This window comes from Streptosporangium amethystogenes subsp. fukuiense, from assembly GCF_042665875.1.
Taxonomy (GTDB): domain Bacteria; phylum Actinomycetota; class Actinomycetes; order Streptosporangiales; family Streptosporangiaceae; genus Streptosporangium; species Streptosporangium fukuiense.
The window spans coordinates 7,813,664-7,835,605 of sequence record NZ_JBHTEE010000001.1; the positions used below are offsets into that span (position 1 = coordinate 7,813,664).

General features: G+C 70.6%; 19 protein-coding genes. 6 read left to right on the forward strand and 13 right to left on the reverse strand.

Translation table 11 applies throughout. The features are described 5' to 3' along the window. Positions 1-32: 32 nt before the first annotated feature. The gene (locus ACFQVD_RS34775) at positions 33-1,670 is read right to left on the reverse strand and encodes a beta-N-acetylhexosaminidase (protein ID WP_343972701.1); all 1,638 of its coding nucleotides are present in this window, start codon (positions 1,668-1,670) and stop codon (positions 33-35) included. A gap of 131 nt (positions 1,671-1,801) precedes the next feature. Here ACFQVD_RS34775 and ACFQVD_RS34780 point away from each other — a divergent pair, with 131 nt between their 5' ends. Then, the gene (locus tag ACFQVD_RS34780) at positions 1,802-3,313 is read left to right on the forward strand and encodes a N,N-dimethylformamidase beta subunit family domain-containing protein (protein WP_343972704.1); all 1,512 of its coding nucleotides are present in this window, start codon (positions 1,802-1,804) and stop codon (positions 3,311-3,313) included. A gap of 7 nt (positions 3,314-3,320) precedes the next feature. On the opposite strand, the gene ACFQVD_RS34785 is transcribed toward ACFQVD_RS34780, so the two are convergent. The 3 genes from ACFQVD_RS34785 to ACFQVD_RS34795 form a co-directional block, all read right to left on the reverse strand. Further along, entirely contained in the window at positions 3,321-4,199 is an 879-nt protein-coding gene (locus ACFQVD_RS34785) for an N-acetylmuramoyl-L-alanine amidase (RefSeq protein ID WP_343972707.1), read from the reverse strand. 92 nt (positions 4,200-4,291) lie between these two features. Then, positions 4,292-4,540 carry a hypothetical protein gene (locus ACFQVD_RS34790; protein ID WP_343972710.1) on the reverse strand — a complete coding sequence of 83 codons (249 nt, stop codon included), beginning with the start codon at positions 4,538-4,540 and terminating at the stop codon, positions 4,292-4,294. A 123-nt stretch (positions 4,541-4,663) separates the two neighbouring features. Continuing rightward, positions 4,664-5,644: a LacI family DNA-binding transcriptional regulator gene (locus ACFQVD_RS34795; protein ID WP_343972713.1), complete on the reverse strand. Its 981-nt coding sequence runs from the start codon at positions 5,642-5,644 to the stop codon at positions 4,664-4,666. A 240-nt stretch (positions 5,645-5,884) separates the two neighbouring features. On the opposite strand from ACFQVD_RS34795, the gene ACFQVD_RS34800 reads away from it, so the two are divergent. After that, positions 5,885-6,574: a TetR/AcrR family transcriptional regulator gene (locus ACFQVD_RS34800; RefSeq protein ID WP_343972716.1), complete on the forward strand. Its 690-nt coding sequence runs from the start codon at positions 5,885-5,887 to the stop codon at positions 6,572-6,574. Positions 6,575-6,728: 154 nt separating this feature from the next. On the opposite strand, the gene bldC is transcribed toward ACFQVD_RS34800, so the two are convergent. After that, on the reverse strand, positions 6,729-6,932 hold the full coding sequence (gene bldC / locus ACFQVD_RS34805; protein ID WP_013133571.1) for a developmental transcriptional regulator BldC: 204 nt from the start codon (positions 6,930-6,932) through the stop codon (positions 6,729-6,731). A 318-nt stretch (positions 6,933-7,250) separates the two neighbouring features. Continuing rightward, the gene (locus tag ACFQVD_RS34810) at positions 7,251-8,108 is read right to left on the reverse strand and encodes a hypothetical protein (RefSeq protein ID WP_343972719.1); all 858 of its coding nucleotides are present in this window, start codon (positions 8,106-8,108) and stop codon (positions 7,251-7,253) included. A gap of 271 nt (positions 8,109-8,379) precedes the next feature. Between ACFQVD_RS34810 and ACFQVD_RS34815 the strand changes: the two genes are divergently transcribed. Beyond that, positions 8,380-9,483: a Glu/Leu/Phe/Val family dehydrogenase gene (locus ACFQVD_RS34815; RefSeq protein WP_343972722.1), complete on the forward strand. Its 1,104-nt coding sequence runs from the start codon at positions 8,380-8,382 to the stop codon at positions 9,481-9,483. Between the two features lie 150 nt (positions 9,484-9,633). Then, complete coding sequence (locus tag ACFQVD_RS34820) at positions 9,634-9,867, forward strand: DUF3073 domain-containing protein (RefSeq protein WP_030917477.1); 234 nt, start codon at positions 9,634-9,636, stop codon at positions 9,865-9,867. A 177-nt stretch (positions 9,868-10,044) separates the two neighbouring features. On the opposite strand, the gene purM is transcribed toward ACFQVD_RS34820, so the two are convergent. After that, positions 10,045-11,070: a phosphoribosylformylglycinamidine cyclo-ligase gene (gene purM / locus ACFQVD_RS34825; protein WP_343972728.1), complete on the reverse strand. Its 1,026-nt coding sequence runs from the start codon at positions 11,068-11,070 to the stop codon at positions 10,045-10,047. A gap of 43 nt (positions 11,071-11,113) precedes the next feature. Further along, positions 11,114-12,559 (reverse strand): amidophosphoribosyltransferase, encoded by a 1,446-nt coding sequence (gene purF / locus ACFQVD_RS34830; RefSeq protein ID WP_343972731.1) that lies wholly within the window; start codon positions 12,557-12,559, stop codon positions 11,114-11,116. Positions 12,560-12,719: 160 nt separating this feature from the next. Here purF and ACFQVD_RS34835 point away from each other — a divergent pair, with 160 nt between their 5' ends. Next, positions 12,720-13,763, forward strand: coding sequence for a hypothetical protein (locus tag ACFQVD_RS34835; protein ID WP_343972734.1), 1,044 nt, complete (start codon positions 12,720-12,722; stop codon positions 13,761-13,763). A 47-nt stretch (positions 13,764-13,810) separates the two neighbouring features. On the opposite strand, the gene ACFQVD_RS34840 is transcribed toward ACFQVD_RS34835, so the two are convergent. Then, positions 13,811-14,266 (reverse strand): sterol carrier family protein, encoded by a 456-nt coding sequence (locus ACFQVD_RS34840; RefSeq protein WP_343972856.1) that lies wholly within the window; start codon positions 14,264-14,266, stop codon positions 13,811-13,813. 176 nt (positions 14,267-14,442) lie between these two features. Here ACFQVD_RS34840 and ACFQVD_RS34845 point away from each other — a divergent pair, with 176 nt between their 5' ends. Beyond that, on the forward strand, positions 14,443-16,497 hold the full coding sequence (locus tag ACFQVD_RS34845) for a PhoX family protein (protein ID WP_343972860.1): 2,055 nt from the start codon (positions 14,443-14,445) through the stop codon (positions 16,495-16,497). Between the two features lie 69 nt (positions 16,498-16,566). Here ACFQVD_RS34845 and ACFQVD_RS34850 read toward each other — a convergent pair whose 3' ends face one another. The 4 genes from ACFQVD_RS34850 to ACFQVD_RS34865 all read right to left on the reverse strand — a co-directional run bounded on the left by ACFQVD_RS34850 (position 16,567) and on the right by ACFQVD_RS34865 (position 21,831). Next, entirely contained in the window at positions 16,567-17,199 is a 633-nt protein-coding gene (locus tag ACFQVD_RS34850; protein WP_343972737.1) for a hypothetical protein, read from the reverse strand. Positions 17,200-17,392: 193 nt separating this feature from the next. Continuing rightward, positions 17,393-18,874 (reverse strand): MFS transporter, encoded by a 1,482-nt coding sequence (locus tag ACFQVD_RS34855; protein WP_343972740.1) that lies wholly within the window; start codon positions 18,872-18,874, stop codon positions 17,393-17,395. A gap of 194 nt (positions 18,875-19,068) precedes the next feature. Next, positions 19,069-19,737, reverse strand: a complete 669-nt coding sequence (locus ACFQVD_RS34860; RefSeq protein ID WP_343972743.1) for a Crp/Fnr family transcriptional regulator — start codon at positions 19,735-19,737, stop codon at positions 19,069-19,071. Positions 19,738-19,782: 45 nt separating this feature from the next. Next, positions 19,783-21,831 carry an adenylate/guanylate cyclase domain-containing protein gene (locus ACFQVD_RS34865; protein ID WP_343972746.1) on the reverse strand — a complete coding sequence of 683 codons (2,049 nt, stop codon included), beginning with the start codon at positions 21,829-21,831 and terminating at the stop codon, positions 19,783-19,785. Between the last annotated feature and the right edge of the window lie 111 nt (positions 21,832-21,942).

The window sequence follows — 21,942 nt, forward strand, 5'->3', positions numbered from 1 at the left end:
GGTCGGTGCTCCTCCGCCCCGGTCGGCCGGGGTCAGAGGCTCGGCCGGGTCGAGTCGGCGTCGTGGGTCTTCTCCTCCAGATGCCTCATGGCCTCGTCCGCCCTGACGACCCCCGGCCGGTGCCGCCGATGGCCGGTACCGCCCAGCTGCCAGGGACGCGGGCCGGTCGGCGGCCGGTACTCGACGCCGAGCGCGTCGAGGCGGCCCAGATGCGTCTCCAGCCGGGCGTCGAACCCGGCCCCGGCCGAGCCCGACCAGGTGACCTCGGCCAGCGCGCACCCCCGGGGCCAGGCCCGGTAGTCCACCGCGCGCCCGTCGGGCAGCCGCTCGCTCCACAGCTGGAACTGCGCCCCGAGCACACGCTCCCGCTCCCCGGCCGTCCACTCCTGCGGCGCCGGGGCGAAGGCCGCGACGTCGGAGACGGTGATCGTGTCGCCGATCGCCACCGGCTCCAGCTCGGACGCGGCCTCGGCGTAGTCGAAGTACAGCGGGAAGACCGGAGTCTGTACCACGTCGTGCCCGGCCGCGGCGGCGCGCCTGGCCACCCCGGGGCCGCGCCAGGGCATCACGATCGTGTCGGGCCTGAGCATGCCGCTGACGAACGCCTCGTCCCACACCAAGGCCCGGCTGCCACGCGTCGCCAGCACGTCCGCCAGCCGGCGCAGGAACCAGGCGTGCAGGTCGGTGAGGTTCCCCAGCCCCAGCTCCGCCTGGAAGGCGACGATCTCGGGGGAGGCGGCCCAGTCGTCGAGCACGCATTCGTCCCCGCCGATATGGACGTACGGGGTCTCGCCCAGCGCCTCCAGGATCTCGTCGAACACGTCGGTCAGGAAGTCGACGGTGCCGGGCAGCGGGGACAGGATCGCGGGGGAGATGCCCCAGCGCTCCAGCACCCGGAAGGGCTCGGGTCGCCGGCCCCCGGTGGCGCGGGCGTCCAGCTCGGGATGGGCGGCGAGGATCGCCGACGCGTGTCCCGGCACGTCGATCTCCGGCACGACGGTCACGGCGCGGGCCCGCGCGTAGGCGCCGATCTCGGCGAGGTCGTCCAGCGTGTAGTAGCCGCCGTGCGGCACCTCGTCGAAGGTCAGGTCCTCCCGGTAGTAGCTGGTGACCGTGCGCGGGCGGTGCGAGCCCACCTCGTGCAGCCGCGGGTGCCTGTGGCTCTCGACCCGCCAGCCCTGGTCGTCCACCAGGTGCAGGTGGAGGCGGTTCAGCTTGTGCGCCGCCATGAGGTCGACCATCCTGAGCACCTCGCGCTTGGGCATGAAGTGCCGTGCCACGTCCAGGTGCGCCCCGCGCCAGGAGAACCGGGGTGCGTCCCGCACCCGGCCGAGGGGGACGCTCCAGCCCGTCCTCGCCACCGTGCGGAACGCCGCGGCGGGGAGCAGCTGCCTGAGCGTCTGGCCCGCGTAGAAGGCCCCGGCGCGGTCTCCGGCCGCGATCCGCACGCCCTGGGCCGTCACGTCCAGGGTGTACGACTCGGCGCCGAGCGACGCGTCGGGTTCCACCCTGATCACACCCGCCTCGTCCGGGCGTGGGTCGAGTACGGCGAGTGCGAGCCGTACCGCGTCGACCAGCTCGGCGGGGCCCCGGACGCCGACTCCGGGGGAGAGCCCGAGGGAGCCGTCCACAGGCGTGTACGCGGCAGGAAGCGGCAGGAGGTCAGTCATGGTTCGCATCATGCCAAACCCATCGGCGGATAAGCCTTTTACTTTGCCGACCCGGATCATGAGCTCAAGAACCGCCCAAGTCCGGCGAGGGAGAACCGCGGGGGGCCGCCCGGCTGGACATGCTGCTGCTCATGTTCCAGACGTCCCGGCATTCGGCCCGTACACCGCTGATGACCCTGATGGCGATACTGCTGGTCGCCGGATGCAGCGCCACCGTCGAGCGGCCCGCGGAGCCGCCCTCGCCCACTCCCTCGGCGTCGGCGTCCGCGGTACGGAGCGCCACCGTGATCGAGAACGCCAGGCCGGGCACCCCGGACTGGCGAGTGCGCCACCGCGGTGCCGAGCACGAGATCGAGGGCTTCGCCGACCGGGTGAGCGTGCCGCCGGGAGAGAGCTTCCGGCTGTACGTCTCGACCACCGCCGACCGCTACACCGCCAGGGCCTTCCGGATGGGCTGGTACGGCGGAGCCGGGGCCAGGCAGGTCTGGCGGGCGAGCGGGCTGCCCGGCATGAGGCAGGCCCCGGCCAGGACGATCGCCGCCACCCGCACGGTGACCGCCGCCCACTGGAGGCCGGGCCCCGAGGTGGACACCTCCGGCTGGCCGGAGGGCTCCTACCTGATCAGGCTGGACGCCGCCACCGGAGGCAGTCGCTACGTGCCCCTCACCGTCAGGTCCACCTCCACCAGGGCACGCCTGGTCGTCGTCAACGCGGTCACCACCTGGCAGGCGTACAACGACTGGGGTGGCCGCAGCCTCTACCGCGGGCCCGGCGGTTTCACCGACAGGTCCCGCGCGGTCAGCTTCGACCGCCCCTACGACACATCGGGCGCGCGGCTCTTCCTGGACATGGAACGCGACGCCATCGAGGTCGCCGAGCGCAGCGGTGTCCCGCTCGCCTACGTCACGAGCGCGGATCTCGACCGCGACCCGCACCTCCTCGACGGGGCGAGGGGCCTGGTCTCCCTGGGCCACGACGAGTACTGGTCGGCGCGCATGCGCCGCACCGTCGAGGCGGCCCGCGACCACGGCACCAACCTCGCCTTCCTCGGAGCCAACGCCGTGTACTGGCGGATCCGCTTCGTCGCGACGCCTCTGGGCCACCGCCGCCTGGTCGTCTGCCACAAGGACGCCGCCGAGGACGCCCACACGGTCCTGTGGCGCGCGACCGGCAGGCCGGAGAGCTCGCTGACCGGCCCGATGTACGACTGCTTCCCCTCCGAGTCCGCCTACGTGGTCTGGCGTCCCGGCAACTGGATCTTCAAGGGGACCGGGGTGCGGCGCGGCACCACCTTCCCCGGCATGGTGGGGGTGGAGACCGACCGGGTCGGCGCGGGCGTGCCCCGCCCGATGGAGGTCCTGTCCGTCTCCCCGGTCGACTGCGGCGGACGCTCCACGGTCGCGCACAGCGCCTACTACACGGTGCCGAGCGGCGCCGCCGTGTTCTCCTCGGGCACGATGCGCTGGGTGTGCGCGATGCGGGGGGCCCGCTGCGGCCACGGCGTCACGGAACGGGCCGCCGCCTTCGTCCGCAGGGCCACCGGGAACATCCTGCGGGCCTTCGCGGCCGGTCCGGCCGCGCGCCGCCACCCGGCCGAGGACAACCTCGGGTCCCTGGGCCTGGCCGGTCCGGCGGGAGGCTGAGCGGGCCTCAGTGGGTCAGGTACTGCTGCAGCCCGTTGGCCAGGGAGAGCGCGATCTTCTGCCGGAACGCCGCCTGCTGGAACTTGGCCGCCTCGGTCGGGTTCTTCATGTTGCCGCACTCGACGAAGATCTTGGGAACCGTGGAGAGGTTCAGCCCGCCGAGGTCGCTGCGGTAGTCCAGGGCGGCCTTGCCGATGTAGGTGGAGTACGACAGGTCGGTGCCGCGCTTCAGGGCGTTGCGCACATCGATGCCGAGCTTCTCGGAGTCCTTGACCACCGGGTCGACCGGGCCGCCGATCTTCTTCGGGATGATCACGTGGAAGCCGTGGTTGGCGGGGCCCGACCCGTCGGCGTGAACCGAGATCGCCGCGTTCGCCTTGGCCTTGTTGCCGATCGCGGCCCGCTGGGTGATGCACGGCCCCCAGCCGTTGTTGTTCGCGCGGGTCAGCACCACCTTCGCGCCCCGGCTCTTGAGGATCTTGTCCAGGCGCTGGGAGACGTCCCAGGTGAAGGCGGCCTCGCTGTAGCCGTTCGCGGTGGCGGTGCCGGTGGTGTCGCAGGCCTTCCGCTGGGTCAGCACGTCGACCTGCTTGTTGATCTCCGCGGGGTGACGGTAGTTCTGCCCGTTGTGACCCGGGTCGATGACCACGATCTTGCCGCTCAACGGCTTGCGGGCCGCGGTGGGAGTGGGTGCGGACCCGCTCGCCGCGCCCGCTGCCAGGCCGGTCGCCTCGCCGGTCGTGGGCTGGGCGGCGGTGGCGGCCGCCGCGGGGGCTGGGACGCGATCTCGCCCGGGGTCCGCGCCGCCGGTGGTGCCACCGCAGGCGGCGGCGCTCAGGCCGCACAGGACAAGGGTCGTCGCGAGTGCTCTGCCGGTCACGCTCATCGCCCCCTGGTAGGTCGTCGACCACCCAACCTACGCGGCGCGACGACATGGCTAGCCCATTGTCGCGATATATACCCGGCTGTCACCTTCTGTTACCAGGCGTGCTCGCCGACCTCCTGCTTCTGCAGGAGCGAGGCGAGTTCCCTGGCGTCCTCGGCGTCCAGTCCGAGGACCACGCGCGGACGCCCCCACGGATGGTCGATCGAATGGGCCACGTAACTGGCCACGGACTCGGCTCCGGCATCCCCGCCGCGGCCCCGGGCGGCCCGCCAGTGCGCCCACGCCCGTTCAAGCTCGGCGGCGGCCCGCTGGGCGCATGACACCAGTTCCGGATCACGCATTGTTACCCCCCTCGTCTCGGCCAGAGTCAACACCGGCGGCACACCGGCGTTCGCGATGTTGACCTGATTTTGGGGAGTCGATGAAGCCTGCCTGGGCGTCCTGTCACGCTCCAGGCAGGCGCTTCAGCGCTCGGTGGCACTCGTGCTGTTCCGTACGACCAGCTGCGGCGCGACCTGGCGCAGGCGTGAGGCCTTGCCGGGGTCGCCGATCCGGTCGTTCAGCAGCGCGGCCGCGGAACGGCCCATGGCGCGGCGGGGCTGGTCCACGGTGGTCAGCGAGATCGGCTGGGTCCCGGCACGGTGGATGTTGTCGTATCCGACCACCGACAGGTCCTCGGGAACCCGCAGGCCCAGTTCGGCGGCGGCGGAGAGCACGCCCATGGCCACCAGATCGTTGGCGGCGAAGATCGCTGTGGGCCGGGGGTCGCGGGTGAGCAGGCTGTGCGCGGCACGCGCGCCGCCCTCCTCGCTGGAGGCCCCCTCCTCGACCATGATGTACGGGGCCAGGGAGTGCCTGCGCATCGCGACCAGGTAACCCTCGCACCGGAAGCGCCCGGAGGAGATGCCCGAGGCCTCTATGTGGGCGATTCGGCGGTGGCCGAGCTCCACGAGGTGGTCGACGGCCAGACGGGCGCCGAGTTGGTCGTCGTCGACGACGATGTCCACGCCGCCGAGGTCGATGTCGCGCTCGCCCACCACGACCGTGGGCGTGTAGCCGGTGGCCTCGATGAGCGTCCCGCTGGTGGGCGCGATGCCGAGCAGGACGAGCCCGTCGACGCGCAGTTCGAGGAACGCCTCGACCGCCTCGTCCTCGAAGGCCGGGTCCCACTGGCTGTTGCCGATGAGGAGCCTCAGCCCGTCGCCGTGCAGGCTCTCCTGCAGGCCGTCCAGGAACTCGGCGTAGAACGGGTTGTGCAGGTCGGCGACGAGCGCCCCGACCAGATGGGTACGGCCCTCGACCAGGCTGCGCGCGACCGCGTTGGGCCGGTAGCCGAGGTCTCTGGCCGCCTGGAGCACGGCCTGCCTGCGATGCTCGCTGACGTGTGGCGATCCGCGCAGGACGAGCGATACCAGTGATTTGGAGACACCGGCGCGTTCGGCCACATTGCGGATCGTGGGTCTCGGGCGTGGTCCGCAGCCGTCGGATAAGACGGGCTCGGCGAACCCGCGGGCTCGGGTGACGGTGGTGTTGACCGGCGGTCCTGACATGGCTCTCCCCCGCGATGGTGGATGGGCACCTGTCACTCAAAACGATCGAGTTCCGAATGGGGTACGGCCTCCGGGGTAGGGAACTCCGATCTTGACCTCAACGCCGTGCGTACCGACTCCGATAGTCTTCACGGTGTGGGTTCGACATCCGGAGCCGCCGAACAGGCCAAACCTGCGGCGGGTGACGCGCGGCCGGCGCGGCGCAGGCTCAGCGTGGACCGGCGTCGTGAGGAGCTCATGGCGGCGGCCCTGGAGTTGTTCAGCAGGCGGGACGCGGAAGACGTGTCGATCGACGACGTGGCCTCCGCGGCCGGCGCGTCGCGGGCTCTGGTCTACCACTACTTCGGCGGCAAGCAGGAGCTCTACGTCGCCGCGCTGAAAAGCGCCGCGGCCCAGTTGGAGGCAAGGCTCAAGCCCCATGAGAACGGCCGTCCGCTGGACGAGCTGGCCGGCGGCCTCACCCGGTACTTCGACTTCGTGGAGGAGCACGCGGCGGGTTTCGCCGCGCTGCTCAGGGGTGGTCCCGCCAACCGCAGCGGTGACATCGGGGAGATCGTCGACTCGGTCAGGAACCGGCTGTTCATACTGATCATGAAGCAGATGCGGGTCGAGGAGCCCGGCCCCGCGCTCCGCATCACGCTGCGTTCCTGGATCGCCTCCGTCGAGACCGCGGGCCTCGACTGGCTGGAGCACCGCGACATCGAGCGGCCGGCCCTGGAGCGCATGCTGGTCGACCACATGGTGGCGCTGCTCGGCGTGGCGGCCAGGCACGACCCGCGGGTCGGCGAGTTGCTGGACAACCTGCTCCGGGACCAGACGAGCTGATCCACGCTCCGGGAAAGCCATCGGGCGTAAGGACATCGGGCATGTGGTTGGGGCGGCGCCGGGCGGGCGACGCCGCTCCCCATAAACCTGTGTGGCCTACGCGCTCACAGGGTGAGCGCGCACCAATCCCCCTAGGTCAGTGACGGCCCCCGTCTTACTCTGAGCGCTGCTGCGGAATCCCCGCGAGCAGCGCGCGAACCTCGGTCTCCCGGTACCGGCGGTGTCCACCCAGGGTGCGGATGGACGTCAACTTGCCCGCCTTCGCCCACCGGGTCACGGTCTTGGGATCGACGCGGAACATGGTTGCGACCTCCGCCGGGGTGAGCAGCGGCTCTGCCTCGGGTGTACGAGCTGACATTTGTGCGGCCTCTCCTCCATGTGGACCGGCGACAGCGATCCTGCGACTTGACGCTTGTCACGGATGTCCGCCTATGGCCATTGCGTGCGGCAGTTTGGGCCATATACGGCATCACCCGATGTGACCATACAGCCACGTAGAGCGATTGGCGAGTCTTTGAGTGACTCATCTCTCTTGTGCACGTGTTGTTGTCACGCTCGGTGATTCTAGCGACACGTTTCGTGGTATCGCAGTGAAAACGGCAAACTACTCAGTTCGTAGGTGCATCCCCGGTCATCGACGGACCTACTTACGCAGGTCGAAGGGATGATTTGCGAGTCAGTTTGCTGATTCGAGAAGTTGTATTGATCGCCAGCGGAGGATGACGCGCTGGTACATGGCGAACGCCAGTTCTTCCTCGCCTTTTTCCAGACCCGTCAGCGCCGCCGCGAGCTCCGCCACGGACTCGTCGGCCTGGAGCGTCTCGTCGTCCATGAGGTTGACGATGCCGCCGTAGTCGAGCTCGACCAGCGAATGCGGGTGGAACTCCTCCAGCCAGCGCGCCACGTCCTCGACCTCGGCGGTGATCGAGACCTCGCCGACCTGTCTCCTGATGATCTGCAGGGCGCGGGCGCTGCGGCGCCTGGCATGGGCCATGGAGGTGACGTAGATCAGATTGCGCGTGGTGGTCGTGCCCCCCTGGCTCCCGTCGCCGTCGATGACCAGCCAGCGCTCGTTGCCGTCGAAGGGGACGAACCACGAGGTCGGAACGTGCCAGGTGGAGCCGCGGATGTGCGTGCGCAGCGCGGCCGAGTCGGTACGGCGCTTGAACCGGTCGAAGTCGTCGGCGGTCTGCGCCGCGACGGCGGGCGGGACGAACCGCTCCATCAGCTTGGGCGGGGTCGTCCCGCGGAAGCGTGAGAAGGCCAGCCACGACCTCAGCCTGCTCTGCCATGGGCAGACGTACAGGACCTCCTCCACGCGCCTCAGATAGGCGTTGGGGCTCTCCTGGGCGGGTGCCGGGGCCGGTGGGATCCCCAGGAGGCGCCGCACCGCCTCGCCGTGCTCGGCGTGCAGGGCACCGGCGCGGCGCGGTCGGTCGGCCGCCTCGGCGTAGGCGGCCCACGAGACGCGCTCCGCGGGGGTGAACGCGACCAGTGGCTCGTAGACGCGGAGGTACGCGGCGTAGGGCAACACGTCCGCATCGTGTCACGAACGGCGGGCCGCTGTCCGTACCGGACCGGCTTTCGTGGCCGCGGCCCCGGCGGCCGGGTGACTCCTCGGCCCCCCCGGGGGGGCCGATCGTCTCGAACACGGGAGCCGCGGCGACCACGGCGAGGCGGCGCGTCCGCCCGGTCGAACGTGATGAGACCTTCGCGTGAGTCGTCCCGCCGCGGGCTTGTGGCTACGCTGAAGGCGATCTCCGCCGCGACGGAGCGGCGGGAACGGACGACTGGGAGTCACCACAGTGACCGACGTCTTCGGGCTGTCCCACAAGGACGCGGGCCCGGTAACCGGCCAGAACAGGCACGAGCAGGTCGTTTTCTGCTCCGATGAGCGCAGTGGCCTGCGGGCCATCATCGCCATCCACAACACGGCCCTGGGCCCAGGCCTGGGCGGCACCAGGTTCTATCCCTACGAGAGCGAGCAGGCCGCGCTGGCGGACGTGCTCAATCTCTCACGGGCGATGGCCTACAAGAACGCCCTGGCGGGACTCGACCTCGGTGGCGGCAAGGCCGTCATCATCGGCGACCCGGCGAAGGACAAGAGCGAGGCGCTGCTGCGCGCCTACGGCCGGTTCGTCCAGTCGCTCGGGGGCCGCTACTACACCGCGTGTGACGTCGGCACCTACAGCGAGGACATGGACGTCGTGGCCCGCGAGAGCTCCTACGTGACCGGCCGTACGCCGGCCAACGGCGGAGCCGGGGACTCGTCGATCCTGACCGCCTACGGCGTTTTCCAGGGCATGCGCGCCGCCGCCGAGTACGCCTACGGCACGCCGACGCTGCGCGGCAGGCGCGTCGGTGTCGAGGGCGTGGGCAAGGTCGGCCACCGCCTGGTCGGCCACCTGGTCGAGGAGGGCGCCGAGGTCGTGATCTGCGACGTGAGCGAGGCGGCCGTGGAGCGGCTGCTGCGGCGCCACCCGCGGGTGGAGGTGGTCGCCGACCGGCTGGAGCTCACCGGGTCCGACATCGACGTCTACGCGCCGTGCTCCCTCGGCGGGGCGCTGGACGACGAGACGGTGGCCCGCCTGCGCGCCACGATCGTCTGCGGCGGGGCCAACAACCAGCTGGCCCACCCCGGCGTGGAGAAGCAGCTCGCCGACCGGGGAATCCTCTACGCGCCCGACTACCTGGTCAACTCCGGCGGGGTGATCCAGGTCGCGGACGAGATCGCCGGATTCAACATGGACCGGGCGCGGGCAAAGGCCACCCAGATCTACGACACGACTCTTAAGATCTTCTCCACCGCGGCGGAGGACGGCATCCCTCCGGCTGTCGCAGCCGATAGGCTGGCTGAGCGAAGAATGTCGGAAGTCGGGCGAATTAGGGGCATTTGGCTGGGCCACTAGCCCCACACGCCCATACGGCGTACCGAGCCGGGCGTAAAACGGGTACGGTTGTAGGCGAACGAGAGCTGGCGCCTCAAGTCAGGTGGCGTCAGTGCGTGGTGCGTTAGCGACGAGGGGTCGGGCACGACCCCACACGAGGGGGTCGAGCCAATGGGGCGCGGCCGAGCAAAGGCCAAGCAGGTCAAGGTTGCTCGCCAGCTGAAGTACAACAGCGGTGGCACTGATCTTGAGCGTCTTCGCGACGAGCTCGGAGTCAGAGACGACTCCAACCACAACGACGACTCCAACGACGCCTACGACGAGCTGGCGGATCGGTACGCCGATTACGCCGATGACTTCGGCTCCAAGGATGACCGCGACGACGGGACATCCGGGCGCCGCTAGGCGGGTTTCGGTTTGACGGTGAGCGGGGCACCCTGCGGTGAGCACAGAGCCGCCGGGTGTCCCTCTCGCTGGGAGTCGACAATATGCGGCGCTCCGGTGGTCCGGGGCGCTTTTCGTGGTACTCGACTCACCCGGGAATTTCCTCGCCCCGGGCCGGGGCGAGGAAATTCCATCGGGTCATCGGAAGCGTGCCTGGCCGGAGCCCTCGACGATCTCGCCGAGCACCCAGGCCGGAAGGTCGCGCTCGCCGAGCAGCGCCAGGGCGGGCCGCACGGCCTCCGCGGCGACGATCGCGGTCATGCCCACGCCCAGGTTGAACGTGCGGTCCATGTCGGCCTGAGCCACCCGGCCGTGTCCGGCGAGCACCTCGAAGACGGCGGGCGGGGTCCATGACGAGCGGTCGAGCAGCGCGTCCAGCCCGTCGGGCAGCGAACGGGCCAGATTGCTCGCCAGGCCGCCACCCGTGATGTGCGCGTACGCGTGGACGTCGACCGTGCGGGCCAGCTCCAGGCAGTCGAGCGAGTAGATCCTGGTCGGCTCCAGCAACTCCTCGCCCAGCGTCCGGCCCAGCTCGGGAAGCTCGGCCTCCAGCGACAGTCCGGCCCGGTCGATGATGTGCCGGACCAGCGAGTAGCCGTTGGAGTGCACGCCGGAGGAGGCCAGCGCGAGGATCACGTCGCCCTCGCGGACCCTGTCCCGGCCGAGCATCCGGTCGGCCTCCACCACGCCGGTGGCGGCGCCCGCGAGGTCGTACTCGTCGGCGCCCATGGCTCCGGGGTGCTCGGCGGTCTCCCCGCCGATGAGGGCGCAGCCCGCCAGGCGGCAGCCCTCGGCGATGCCGCCCACGATCTCGGCGATCCGTTCGGGAACGACCTTGCCGCAGGCGATGTAGTCGGTCATGAACAGCGGCTCGGCGCCGCAGACCACCAGGTCGTCCACGACCATGCCGACCAGGTCGAGGCCGATCGTGTCGTGCTTGCCCAGTCGCTGGGCCAGCATGACCTTGGTGCCGACGCCGTCGGTCGACGTGGTGAGCAGCGGCCGCCGGTACGACAGCAGGGCCGAGGCGTCGAAGAGGCCGGCGAAGCCGCTGGCGTCGTCCACGACCTCGGGCCGCCGGGACCGCGCGACCTTCGATCTCATCAGCTCGACGGCGCGCTCACCCGCGTCGATGTCCACTCCTGCGGCCGCGTAGCTGGTCATGGGGCCTCTCTCGTCGGCCGGGCGGTCTGACTGCCTGACCTGCTCAATGCTTGGCCTCCAGCACGTATTTGCCCACGTTGTCCTGGTCGATCGGGATCGGGTAGTCACCGTCGAAGCAGGCGCGGCAGAGCCGGTCGGCAGGGATCGTGGTGGCCTTGGTCAGGCCCTCCAGCGAGATGTATCCGAGCGAGTCGGCGCCGAGCGAGGCGCGGATCTCCTCCACGCTGAGCGAACCGGCGATCAGCTCGGCCCGGGTGGCGAAGTCGATGCCGTAGAAGCACGGCCAGCTGACCGGCGGGGAGGAGATCCGGACGTGCACCTCCCTGGCGCCCGCCTCGCGCAGCATCTTGACGATCGCCCGCTGGGTGTTGCCCCGGACGATCGAGTCGTCCACGACGACCAGGCGCTTGCCGGCGACGACCTCCTTCAGCGGGTTGAGCTTCAGGCGGATGCCCAGCTGGCGGATCGTCTGGGACGGCTGGATGAAGGTCCGGCCCACGTAGGAGTTCTTGACCAGGCCCTGGCCGTACGGGATCCCGCTCTCCTCGGCGTAGCCGACGGCGGCGGGGGTGCCCGACTCGGGCGTGGGGATGACCAGGTCGGCCTCGACCGGGTGCTCGCGGGCCAGCATGCGGCCGATCTCGACGCGCGTGGTCTGCACGCCGCGCCCGGCGATCGTGGTGTCCGGACGGGCCAGGTAGACGTACTCGAACAGGCAGCCCTTGGGTTCGGCGAGCGCGAACTTTCGCGAGCGCACGCCGCGCTCGTCGATGGTGATCAGCTCACCCGGTTCGATCTCGCGGACGAACGTGGCGCCCACGATGTCCAGGGCCGCGGTCTCGGAGGCGACCACCCAGCCGCGCTCCAGGCGTCCCAGGACCAGCGGGCGGACGCCCTGGGGGTCACGGGCCGCGTAAAGTGTCCGCTCGTCCATGAAGACGAGCGAGTAGGCGCCCCTGACCTGCGGAAGAAGCTCGGCGGCCGCGTCGTCGATGGACTGGGTGCGATCCTGGGCCAGCAGCGAGGTCAGCACTTCGGTGTCGGTGGTCGCCCGGGTGGAACCCGGGGCCAGACGCCTGGCCAGCACCGGGGTGTTGATCAGGTTTCCGTTGTGGGCGAGCGCGAGCCCGCCGCCCTCGGTCGAGCTCAGCGTCGGCTGCGCGTTCTCCCAGACGCTCGACCCGGTCGTCGAGTAGCGGCAGTGACCGATCGCCAGGTGGCCGCGGAGGGTGCCGAGCACGGACTCGTCGAAGACCTGGGAGACCAGTCCCATGTCCTTGTAGACGAGGATCCTGCTGCCCTCGCTGACCGCGATGCCCGCGGACTCCTGACCGCGGTGCTGTAACGCGTACAGTCCGTAGTAGGTGAGTTTGGAGACTTCCTCCCCAGGAGCCCAGACCCCGAAGACGCCACATGCGTCCTTCGGAGGCCGGTCGTGGGGGTCAAGGTCATGGCTCAGATGGCCGTCGCCCTTCAACACATGCTTCATTCTAGGTCGGCTTCTTCCCTGCTCGCACCTAGGGTCCGTTCCGTGGCATGTCGCACCCTGACCGAACGATCATCGGTGTTTTACCGTGTCAGCCTGTTTCGTCGGCAGGTGACAGGGGAGTGTGAGATATCCGGCATGCCCAAGCGTCGGGAGAATAGACGTGACAACACCTGTGGACCCGAACCAGCCCGATCCGCGGCGGGAGCCGTGGCAGGAGCCGGATCCCGAGTCGCCCGTACCCGGCCCCGGCGAGGCGCCGTCCCCTGTTCCCGAGGAGCCGAGGGTGCCGCCGCATCCGGACACGCCGGTCGCGCCGGAGATCCCCCCGCCTGACCAGGCCGGCGATCCGGACGCTCCGGAGGGGGACGAGACACCGGAGTCCGGTGGGCGGGAGCGGGAAGTGCCCTCGCCGGAGGAATGGCCGCCGCACCCCGTGCCCGGTACCACGCCCGCCGCGTATCCCGGCTGGGAGAGCACCTCGGAGGCCCAGGGCGGTCCTGACCAGCCCGGCCCCGCCCAGCCTTCGCGCTACGAACCGCCTGAGCCCGCCGAGGAGCCCGCGGCCCAGCCCCGCCCCCCCGAGTCCACGGAGCCCGCCCCCGGCACCCCCCAGCCGGGCTATTCGGGCCGGCCCGGCTACGGGGAGCAGCCGAGATACGGGGAGGCTCAGCAGGCCGGGCAGCCCTACGGAGGTCCCGGCCCGCAGCCGCCGTCCGGGGAAGGTCCCTATCAGCCGCCGTCCGCGGAAGGTCCCTATCAGCCGCCGTCCGCGGCGGGTCCCTACCAACCCTCTCAGGGCGCGGCGGGTCCCTACCAGCCGCCGTACCCGCCGCCTGGCGCGCCCGCCTATCCGGGCGCCGCGCCCTACCCGGGGTATCCGGGTGAGGGCCGCAGGCAGGGCGAGGGGCTCGGCACCGCCGCGCTCGTGCTCGGGATCGTGGCCATCGTGTCGCTCGTCATCTGCGGCTTCGGCGTGCTGGTGGCGATCGTCGGTCTGATCGTCGGGATCGTCGCGCTCGTCAAGAAGTCCGCCCCGGGCAGGGCGTGGGTGGGCATAGTGCTGAGCGCCCTCACTCTGATCATCGCCGCGGTGTTCCTGAGCTGGCTCTACAGCAAGATCGGTGACTGCGCCAACCTGCCACCGGAGCTGCAGCAGCGCTGCATCGAGGACAGGTTCGGCGTTCGGCTCCGCCCCACCCCCTGAGGGGCGGCGAGCCCCCCGGGGAGGCCGGCGCCGGGGAACGGCGAGGGCTATCGCAGCGGCAGGTGCTCCGACAGGTCGGCGCGGGCTCCGCTCGCCGCGACCTTACCGGCGGCCATCGCCGCGGGCCAGGTCAGACGGCCGGTGGCCAGGTCCAGCCAGGTGCGCGCGTCGGTCTCCACCACGTTGGGCGGGGTGCCTCGGGTGTGCCGGGGACCTGCCACGCACTGCACCGCCGCGTAGGGCGGGACCCGGACCTCGACGGTCCGGCCGGGAGCGGCCGTCGCCAGCCTGTCCAGCAGATGCCGTACGGCGAAGCGGGTGATCTCCCGTTCCGGGCGGATCTCGCGCTCGAAGGCTCGCAGCACCACGCTCACGCAGGCGTCCAGCAGCGCCGCGACCCCGGTGGGACCGTCGTAGGGCGGCTCGTCGAGGGAGCTCAGCTGGGTGTCGAGGGCGGCGTGAACCTTGGCGGGGTCGGGCTTGTAAGGCGGCACGCCCTCCATGATGCCCGCCGGAGCGGGCTGTTCCGACGACAGGACGCCGCCGAACCGCCCGCTTCCGGTGACGGCCGGAGAACGGTTCACCGTCCCGGCAAATGTCGTTCACCTCGGGTTCGGCCGGCGCACGTAGCGTCCGGGCGGTAAGACTCCACCCCTTTTTGGAGGCCCCTGTGGCGAACATGTCGCCGCGCCGCCTGCTGCCCCTGCTCACGAGCCCTCACAAGGGTGGCCGCAGTGCGCTCACCTGCCGGTTCCGTTGCGGTGACCAGTGCGCCCACGATGTGACGAACACCAGTGACAACACCTACTTCGGCGACGTGGTCGCCGAGGCGATGACCCGGCGCGGGGTGCTGCGCGCGGGCGCCCTGGGCGCCGTCGTCGCCGGGGTGGGGGTCGGTACGGCGCTCCCGGCCGTCGCCGATCCGGGCCGGGAGGCGAAGGCCCCCGGCCGGAAGGACGGCCCGCGCTTCACCGCCATCGCGCCGAACACCGACGACAGGGTGACGGTCCCCGCGGGCTACCTGTCGGCGGTCGTGGTGGGCTGGGGTGATCCGGTGCTGCCCGGCGCTCCGGCGTTCGACTTCGAGAACCAGACGGCCGCCGCGCAGGCCAAGCAGTTCGGCTACAACTGCGACTACGTGACGCTCTTCCAGCTGGGGCAGCACCGTGGCCTGCTCTGGGTCAACCACGAGTACACCGACGAGAACCTGATGTTCCGCGGTTACACGGACGGCACCGCCGCGACGGAGGAGCAGATCAGGATCGCGATGGCCGCGCACGGCGGCTCGGTGGTCGAGGTCGAGCGGGTGCGTGCCTCCGGCCAGTGGAGGCTGGTCACCAAGGGCTCCCGCCGCTACAACCGTCGCATCACCGTGCAGACCCAGATGAGGTTCACCGGCCCGGCGGCCGGCAGCGACCTGCTGAAGACCGCGGCCGACCCGAAGGGCACCACGCCGGTCGGCATGCTGAACAACTGCGCGGGCGGCACCACGCCGTGGGGCACGGTGCTCAGCGGCGAGGAGAACTTCAACCAGTACTTCGTCAACGGCAACGGCGTGCCCGAGGCGCAGAAGCCCTACCTCACCCGGTACGGGGTGAGCGCCACGACGGGCATCCCGAATGGAAACCGCAGGTTCGACCGGGTCGAGGAACGGTTCGACCTGGCGAAACACCCGAACGAGATCAACCGTACCGGCTGGATCGTGGAGATCGACCCGTTCGATCCGGACTCCACCCCGATCAAGCGCACCGCCCTGGGCAGGCTGGCCCACGAGGGTGCCACCACCTCCCTGGCCGCCGACGGCCGGGTGGTGGCCTACATGGGGGACGACTCCCGGTTCGAGTACGTCTACAAGTTCGTCTCCAGGAAGCGCTACATTCCCGGCTTCGACCGGAACAACCGGGACCTGCTGGACGACGGCACGCTGTACGTGGCCAGATTCACCGGAGACAGCCCCGCCACCGAGATCGACGGCACCGGCGGGCTCCCGGCCGACGGGCAGTTCGACGGCTCGGGCGAGTGGATCCCGCTGGTCACCGGTGACGTCTCGCACGTACCGGGGATGACGGCCGCGGAGGTGCTCGTCCACACCCGGGTGGCGGCAGACAAGGTCGGGGCGACCAAGATGGACCGCCCCGAGGACGTGGAGCGCAACCCTGTCACCGGTGGCGTCTACGTGGCGCTGACCAACAACACCAACCGGACTCCGGCTCAGGTGGACGAGGCCAACCCGCGCCCGGCGAACAAGCACGGCCACATCCTGGAGATCGTCGAGCGGCGGAACGACGCCGGGGCCACGACCTTCGCCTGGTCCCTGCCGCTGGTCTGCGGTGATCCGAACGACCCCGCGACCTACTTCGCCGGGTTCGACAAGACCAAGGTCTCGGCGATCTCCTGCCCGGACAACGTGGCCTTCGACGCCGACGGCAACCTCTGGATCTCCACGGACGGCAGCCAACTGGGTGCCAACGACGGCCTGTTCGTCATGCCGGTCCGCGGTTCCGAGCGCGGCCACCTCAAGCAGTTCCTGAGCGTGCCGGTCGGCGCGGAGACCTGCGGCCCGCTGGTCAGCGCGGACCAGCGCAGCGTCTTCGTGGCCGTGCAACACCCCGGCGAGACCAACGGTGCCACCCCCGAGGCTCCCAGCAGCCACTGGCCGGACGGCGGCACCGCACAGCCCCGCCCGTCCGTCGTGGTCGCCTGGCACGCGAAGGGCGGCAAGATCGGCTCTTGACCCCCGTTCCCGCTTTCCGGTGGCTCAGCTGAGAGCCACCGGGGGCGGCACCCGGTCAGCGGTGGATCGTCAGTCGAAGAACTGCCAGATGCTGAACCTCCGTACGTAGAGCGGCGCGAAGGCCCGGCCGGTCACCCGGATCCGCCTGATCCGGGTCTGCTTGTTCATCGTGACCTTCACGCACTTCAGGCAGGCCCCGTGGGGTCCGGGCAGGGCGAAGTAGGAGATGGACGCGCTGTGGTGGGCCAGCCCCCTGTTGGACACTCCCATCCCCACCTCCCGGTAGCGACGTGTGGATCCCTTCTGAGGGAACGCGGTGGAGCCGACGAGTGCGTGGTTCGACGAGGGAGGGCAGTGCACGAATATCCGGACGTGGCTGGCCTGCCGGGGCCACGGGGGCAGGACGCGGAGCGACGGGACGTTCTTCAGCGCCTTGGGGATACTGTTTCTCCCCCCCATGGGGGGAATTGACACCTTCTGGTGGTTTTTGGTGGTGACGGTGGCAGTGGTGTTGGCTGTGGCGCTGGACGTCATGGTGGCGCTGGGTGTGGGCGTGGGTGTGGGTGTGGCGCTCGGGGTGGGGGTGGGCGTCGCCGTGGCGCTGGGCGTGGGCGTGGGTTTGGGGACGGCATCCGGTTCGATCGGAACGCCCGGACTCATCATGAGAGCGGTGGCCATCCCGATCCGTGTGACGGAACGCATGTGCTCCTCCTGTCGGACACCCGGGTGGCGAGGTGACGCGGGTTTCTGGGGAGGAGACGGGTATGGGAGGGCGCCCGACGTCCATCCTGACCGGTGGGCCATCCCCATTATGTCGGCCATGTCGTACGAGGGAGGGAGACACGCTGGTAGGGGGGGCATGTCCGAGTATCGAAGCCCGTCGCCGAGCCGCCGATCAGTCGTTCCCGGCCGCCTGAAGGGGGCGGTGAGGATAGGCCAGTGCCGCGGCGACGGCCCCGCACAGGGCGACGGAGAACAGCACCGCGTAGGTCCGCTGGAAGCCGGCCATCAGGTGTTCCACGGCGACGGGGGAGAGGCGCGACAGTGTGCCCGCGTACACCTGTCCGCGCAGCTCGGCGCTGACCGAGCCGGTCAGCACGCTGAGCGCGAGGGCGACCCCCAGCACGATCCCGACATTCATGATCATAAGCCGGAAGCCGTTCACCACCCCCAGGCTTCCCGCCGGCAGGGCGGCCATGACCTGGGTGGTGTTGCCGGTCAGAAAGGTGCCGCTGCCGCAGCCGCACAGGAACAGGCCGACCCCGATGATCCAGTACGGCGTGGCGGGGGCGGTGTTCAGGAGCAGGACGCCCAGCCCGGCCGCGCTCATCAGGGCGCCCCCCACCGACAGCGCGTACGGCCTGACCCGGCGGCCGAGGGCGCCGGTGACCGGGGAGGCCAGGGCCATGCCGATCGGGACGGGGAGCACGCCCAGGGCCGCGGTGACGGCGTCGATGCCCCTGGCGGCCTGGAAGTAGAGGGCGACCAGCAGGATCAGCGCCGAACGCGCCAGCGCGTTGCAGAAGGAGGCGAGATTGGCGGAGGCCAGCATGCGCTCGCCGAACAGGCGCACGTTGAGTACGGGGTGCGACGCCCGGCGCTCCACCAGCAGCAGCACCGGGACCAGTGCCACCGCGATCGCCATGCCGACGGTCACCACGGGGCTGGACAGGCCTCGGGACCCCGCCTCGGACAGTGCGATCAGGGCCGCGGAGAGGGCGGCGAACACGATCAGGTTGCCGAGCGCGTCCACCGGCCTGCGCGCCCCCCGCGGCACCCGGCGCAGCGTGAACGCTCCCCAGACGAGGGCGGTCAGCCCGACCGGTACGTTCACCCAGAAGATCCACTGCCAGCCGGCGGCCTCGGCGATGAGGCCGCCCACGGTGGGGCCGGCGAGCTGGGCGACCGAGAGGGTGCCGATGTAGACGCCCATGCCCTGGCTGAGCCGGTCCGGAGGGAAGGCGTCGGTGATGATCACGGTTCCGTTGGCGAGGACCATCGCGGCTCCGACCGCCTGCACGGTGCGCATCGCGATCAGGAACCAGACGCCGGGGGCGAGCCCGGCCAGCAGCGATCCGACGGTGAACAGGGCGAACCCCGCCAGATAGATCTCCCGCCGGCCGAGCAGGTCGGCCACCCGGCCGAAGAACACCAGCGTCGCGGTGTTGACGAGGAGGAAGGCCAGCAGGACCCAGCCGGCCGCGAACGCGTCCGCGTGAAAGTGCCTGACCACGGTGGGAAGTGCGACGTTCAGCGTGCTGCCGGAGATGCCGATCATGACCATACCGAGGCTGGTGACCGAGCAGACCCGCCACGCGTAGCGGAGTTTGGATAGGTATTCAGGGGATCCGGGCAGGTCCTGGGGGATTGCGACCATGACTCACAGTCTGACGTACGTTGTACGTTGATCTTGATCCAGGCCCGTCACAGAGCACGCCCGCCTCGCTCGCGGCTCGCGTCAGGCCACGCCCGGAGCGGACGGCGCTCGGGTGACGGGGCACGGCACGCCCACCCGGCTCGCGTCCCGAGCCGGACTGGGGACGGTGATCGGCATCGCGGGAGGGGGCGCCCTCAGCGCGCCCGTCTGCGTAGGCCCTCCAAATCGTGGATGATCACACGGCGGCGGCCCGTCTCGATCAGCCCGCGGTCGCGCAGGGAACGCAACGCCTTGCTGACCGCCTCGCGGGAGGCGCCGGTCCAGCCGGCCAGCTCGTCCTGGGAGAGCGGCAACGTCACCCGGACCCCGCCGTTGGTGGGCTCGCCGTACCGCTCGGCCAGCTCGACCAGCCGGGTGGCCACCCGGCCCGCGGTGTCGAACGCGCCGTACTCGATCCGCTTGCGGTCGGAGTCGCGCATCTTGCCGATCACCATCCGCATGAGCAGCACCGCGACTCTCCCGTGCTCCCGCAGGTAGGCGGGAAAGTCGCGGACCGTGACTCCTTCGACGGGTTCGAGGGCGGTGATCGTGGCGGACCTGGGCAGCCCGTCGATCGCCGCGAACTCGCCGAGCAACGCCCCGGGTCCTCGGATCGCCAGGACCACCTCGCTGCCGATCGCGGTGTGCGAGGACACCTTGACCCGGCCGGACGTCAGGACGACCACCCAGTCGCTCGCATCGCCTTCGGTGAACATCGTCGCGCCCCTGTCCCAGCGCCGGGGACGCCCGGCGGCGTACAGGGCCGCTACCTCATCGCTCGTGAGCGATGTGATGAACTCACCCGGTTCGGGGGAAGAAGTCATAACCACCTCATGGTGATCTCGATCGTGTCCGTACGGCTCCCGGGGCTACGAGAGCCCGGACAGCACGTGGGCATGGACGGGTCGTTCTTTGCCCTTGAGGTTGAGCGGGCCCAGGGAACGAGTCCGGGCCCTGGGGCCGATCAGGTCGAGGGTGCTCTGGCCGATCACGACACTGCCGGGGTCGGCGATTCCCTCAAGTCTGGCGGCCACGTTGACGCAGTCGCCCATCGCGTTGAAACCGCGAAGCTCGGGGCTGCCGATGTTCCCGACCAGCGCCTCACCGGTATTGATGCCGATCCTGAAGCGAGGGTAGCCGGGCATCCCCGCCGCGATCTCCTCGGCGGCCTCCTGCATCGCCAGGCCCGCCCGCGCCGCGGCGAGGGCGTGGTCGGACTGCCTGGCGGGGGCGTTGAACAGTGCGAGCAGCGCGTCACCCACGAACTGCACGATCGTGCCGCCGTTGCCGAGCACGATGGGCACGGCCGCGGTGTGGTAGCGGTTCAGCATCTCGACGATCTCGCCGGGCGCCACCCGCTCGGAGAAGCCGGTGAAGCCCTTCAGGTCGGCGAAGAGCGCGGTCAGCTCCACCAGCTCGCCGCCGAGCGCCGCGGTCTGCGGGTCGGCCAGCAGCGACTGGGCCACGTCCGGTGACATGTACTGCCGAAAGAGGGTCTCCAGCTCGCTGTAGAGGCGGACGTTCTCCAGGGAGATGGACAGCTGACCGGCCAGCATGGCGGCGAGCGCCTCGTCCTGCGGGGTTCTGCCGATCGGCACCTCAAGCGCCCCGGCGAGCCTGCCCTTCACGGTCAGGGGGTGGACGACCTTCCCCTCCAGCCGGATCGGCCGGTCCTCGGGGAAGTCCTTCGGGCCGTACTCCCTGGAGTTCACGGTGACCCGGCCGTCGTCGACCAGCCTGATCCGGACGTCTCCGTACGCCTGCCGCACGCGGTCGAGGCTCTGCGCCAGCAGTTCGCGCTCCGGCAGGCCCACGCGGACCTGCCGGCCCACCTCGACCAGCGCGGCGAGCCTGTCGGTCAGTTCCCGCTCGTTGGCCAGCGCCTCACCCGCCCGGTCGAGCACCGCCACCTGGGACTCGGTGAGCCCGAACCTGCCCGCCAGCCTGTTCGCGATCGGGACCCTGCTCTCCTGGTTGCGCCGCAGGTGGCCGACGAGTTCCTCCAGGGCGGCCTCGTAGTCGGCTCTGATCCTGCGGACCGTCGCCGACAGCGCCACCGAGTCGAACAGCCCGGCGCTCGTGCCCTCCCGCCGGAACTGCAGGTAGGCGCTGTAGGCGACGAAGAGGAACGCCGTGGTCAGCAGCACGTGCCAGAGCCACCAGGACAGGTGCCAGTTGCGGTGGGACAACCCGGCGACCAGGGACTCGGCGAGCAGCGCGTAGGCGGTGATCAGGCTGATCAGCACGACCGCGGGGCGGCTGCGGTGCAGCTGGAACATCATCGCGGCCGCCACCACGTACAGGGCCACCCCGATCCACTCCAGGCCGCCCAGGCCGGTGCCCTCGGGGGGCGAGTCGCTCAGCGGGGTCAGGCCCGGCACCAGGCAGGCGATCCCCCAGCCGATGATCAGGGCGGCCAGACCGCCGCGCAGCCAGATCTGGCGCCGCAGGACGGTCTCGGCCGCTCGGTCCCCCAGGGGCAGCGCCGATGTGAACGCGAACGCCGAGGCGACGAGGAGGCCCACCGGGTGGGACAGGTCGAACCCGTGGCTCGGGGCGCCCAGGACGATTCCCGGGGTGCTCAGTCCGTGCACCAGGAAGAATCCGGCACTGCTCAGGAAGACCAGGGAGACCAGGAGCAGGCGCGCGTCCGCCCGTCTGGCCGATGCCTCGCTGATCATGAGGCCCAGAACCAGGTTGATCCCGGCGACGGCGGCGATCAACCAGAAATGGCCCGGGTTGTCCTGCAGAACAATGTTCAGGTCGGGTTTGGCCAGCAGTAGCCAGAGTCCGAGCATGGGCAGCGCCAGATGCAGCGCCCACACCAGGGCGCGGACCGGATGGGTGGCGGGTGGCAGGTACGGTGCCCGTCCGGCGCGGCCCTCGGCGGCCGCGTCTGTCGGGGTGGTGGTCGGCACGGTGGCCTCCGTGTCTGGAGAACCCGGTTGGTTCCCTGTGTTGTTCGTCCACGCCCAGCGGGCGGGTTCCCCCGAACGGCCCGATTATCCCGCACACGGCCGCTGCCGACA

What these genes read in the sequence shown, in the direction of transcription:
- ACFQVD_RS34775 (WP_343972701.1), bottom strand. Translation starts at nt 1,670, where the DNA reads ATGACTGACCTCCTGCCGCTTCCTGCCGCGTACACGCCTGTGGACGGC.
- ACFQVD_RS34780 (WP_343972704.1), top strand. Translation starts at nt 1,802, where the DNA reads ATGTTCCAGACGTCCCGGCATTCGGCCCGTACACCGCTGATGACCCTG.
- ACFQVD_RS34785 (WP_343972707.1), bottom strand. Translation starts at nt 4,199, where the DNA reads ATGAGCGTGACCGGCAGAGCACTCGCGACGACCCTTGTCCTGTGCGGC.
- ACFQVD_RS34790 (WP_343972710.1), bottom strand. Translation starts at nt 4,540, where the DNA reads ATGCGTGATCCGGAACTGGTGTCATGCGCCCAGCGGGCCGCCGCCGAG.
- bldC (WP_013133571.1), bottom strand. Translation starts at nt 6,932, where the DNA reads ATGTCAGCTCGTACACCCGAGGCAGAGCCGCTGCTCACCCCGGCGGAG.
- ACFQVD_RS34820 (WP_030917477.1), top strand. Translation starts at nt 9,634, where the DNA reads ATGGGGCGCGGCCGAGCAAAGGCCAAGCAGGTCAAGGTTGCTCGCCAG.
- purM (WP_343972728.1), bottom strand. Translation starts at nt 11,070, where the DNA reads ATGACCAGCTACGCGGCCGCAGGAGTGGACATCGACGCGGGTGAGCGC.
- purF (WP_343972731.1), bottom strand. Translation starts at nt 12,559, where the DNA reads ATGAAGCATGTGTTGAAGGGCGACGGCCATCTGAGCCATGACCTTGAC.
- ACFQVD_RS34840 (WP_343972856.1), bottom strand. Translation starts at nt 14,266, where the DNA reads ATGGAGGGCGTGCCGCCTTACAAGCCCGACCCCGCCAAGGTTCACGCC.
- ACFQVD_RS34845 (WP_343972860.1), top strand. Translation starts at nt 14,443, where the DNA reads ATGTCGCCGCGCCGCCTGCTGCCCCTGCTCACGAGCCCTCACAAGGGT.
- ACFQVD_RS34850 (WP_343972737.1), bottom strand. Translation starts at nt 17,199, where the DNA reads ATGCGTTCCGTCACACGGATCGGGATGGCCACCGCTCTCATGATGAGT.
- ACFQVD_RS34855 (WP_343972740.1), bottom strand. Translation starts at nt 18,874, where the DNA reads ATGGTCGCAATCCCCCAGGACCTGCCCGGATCCCCTGAATACCTATCC.
- ACFQVD_RS34860 (WP_343972743.1), bottom strand. Translation starts at nt 19,737, where the DNA reads ATGACTTCTTCCCCCGAACCGGGTGAGTTCATCACATCGCTCACGAGC.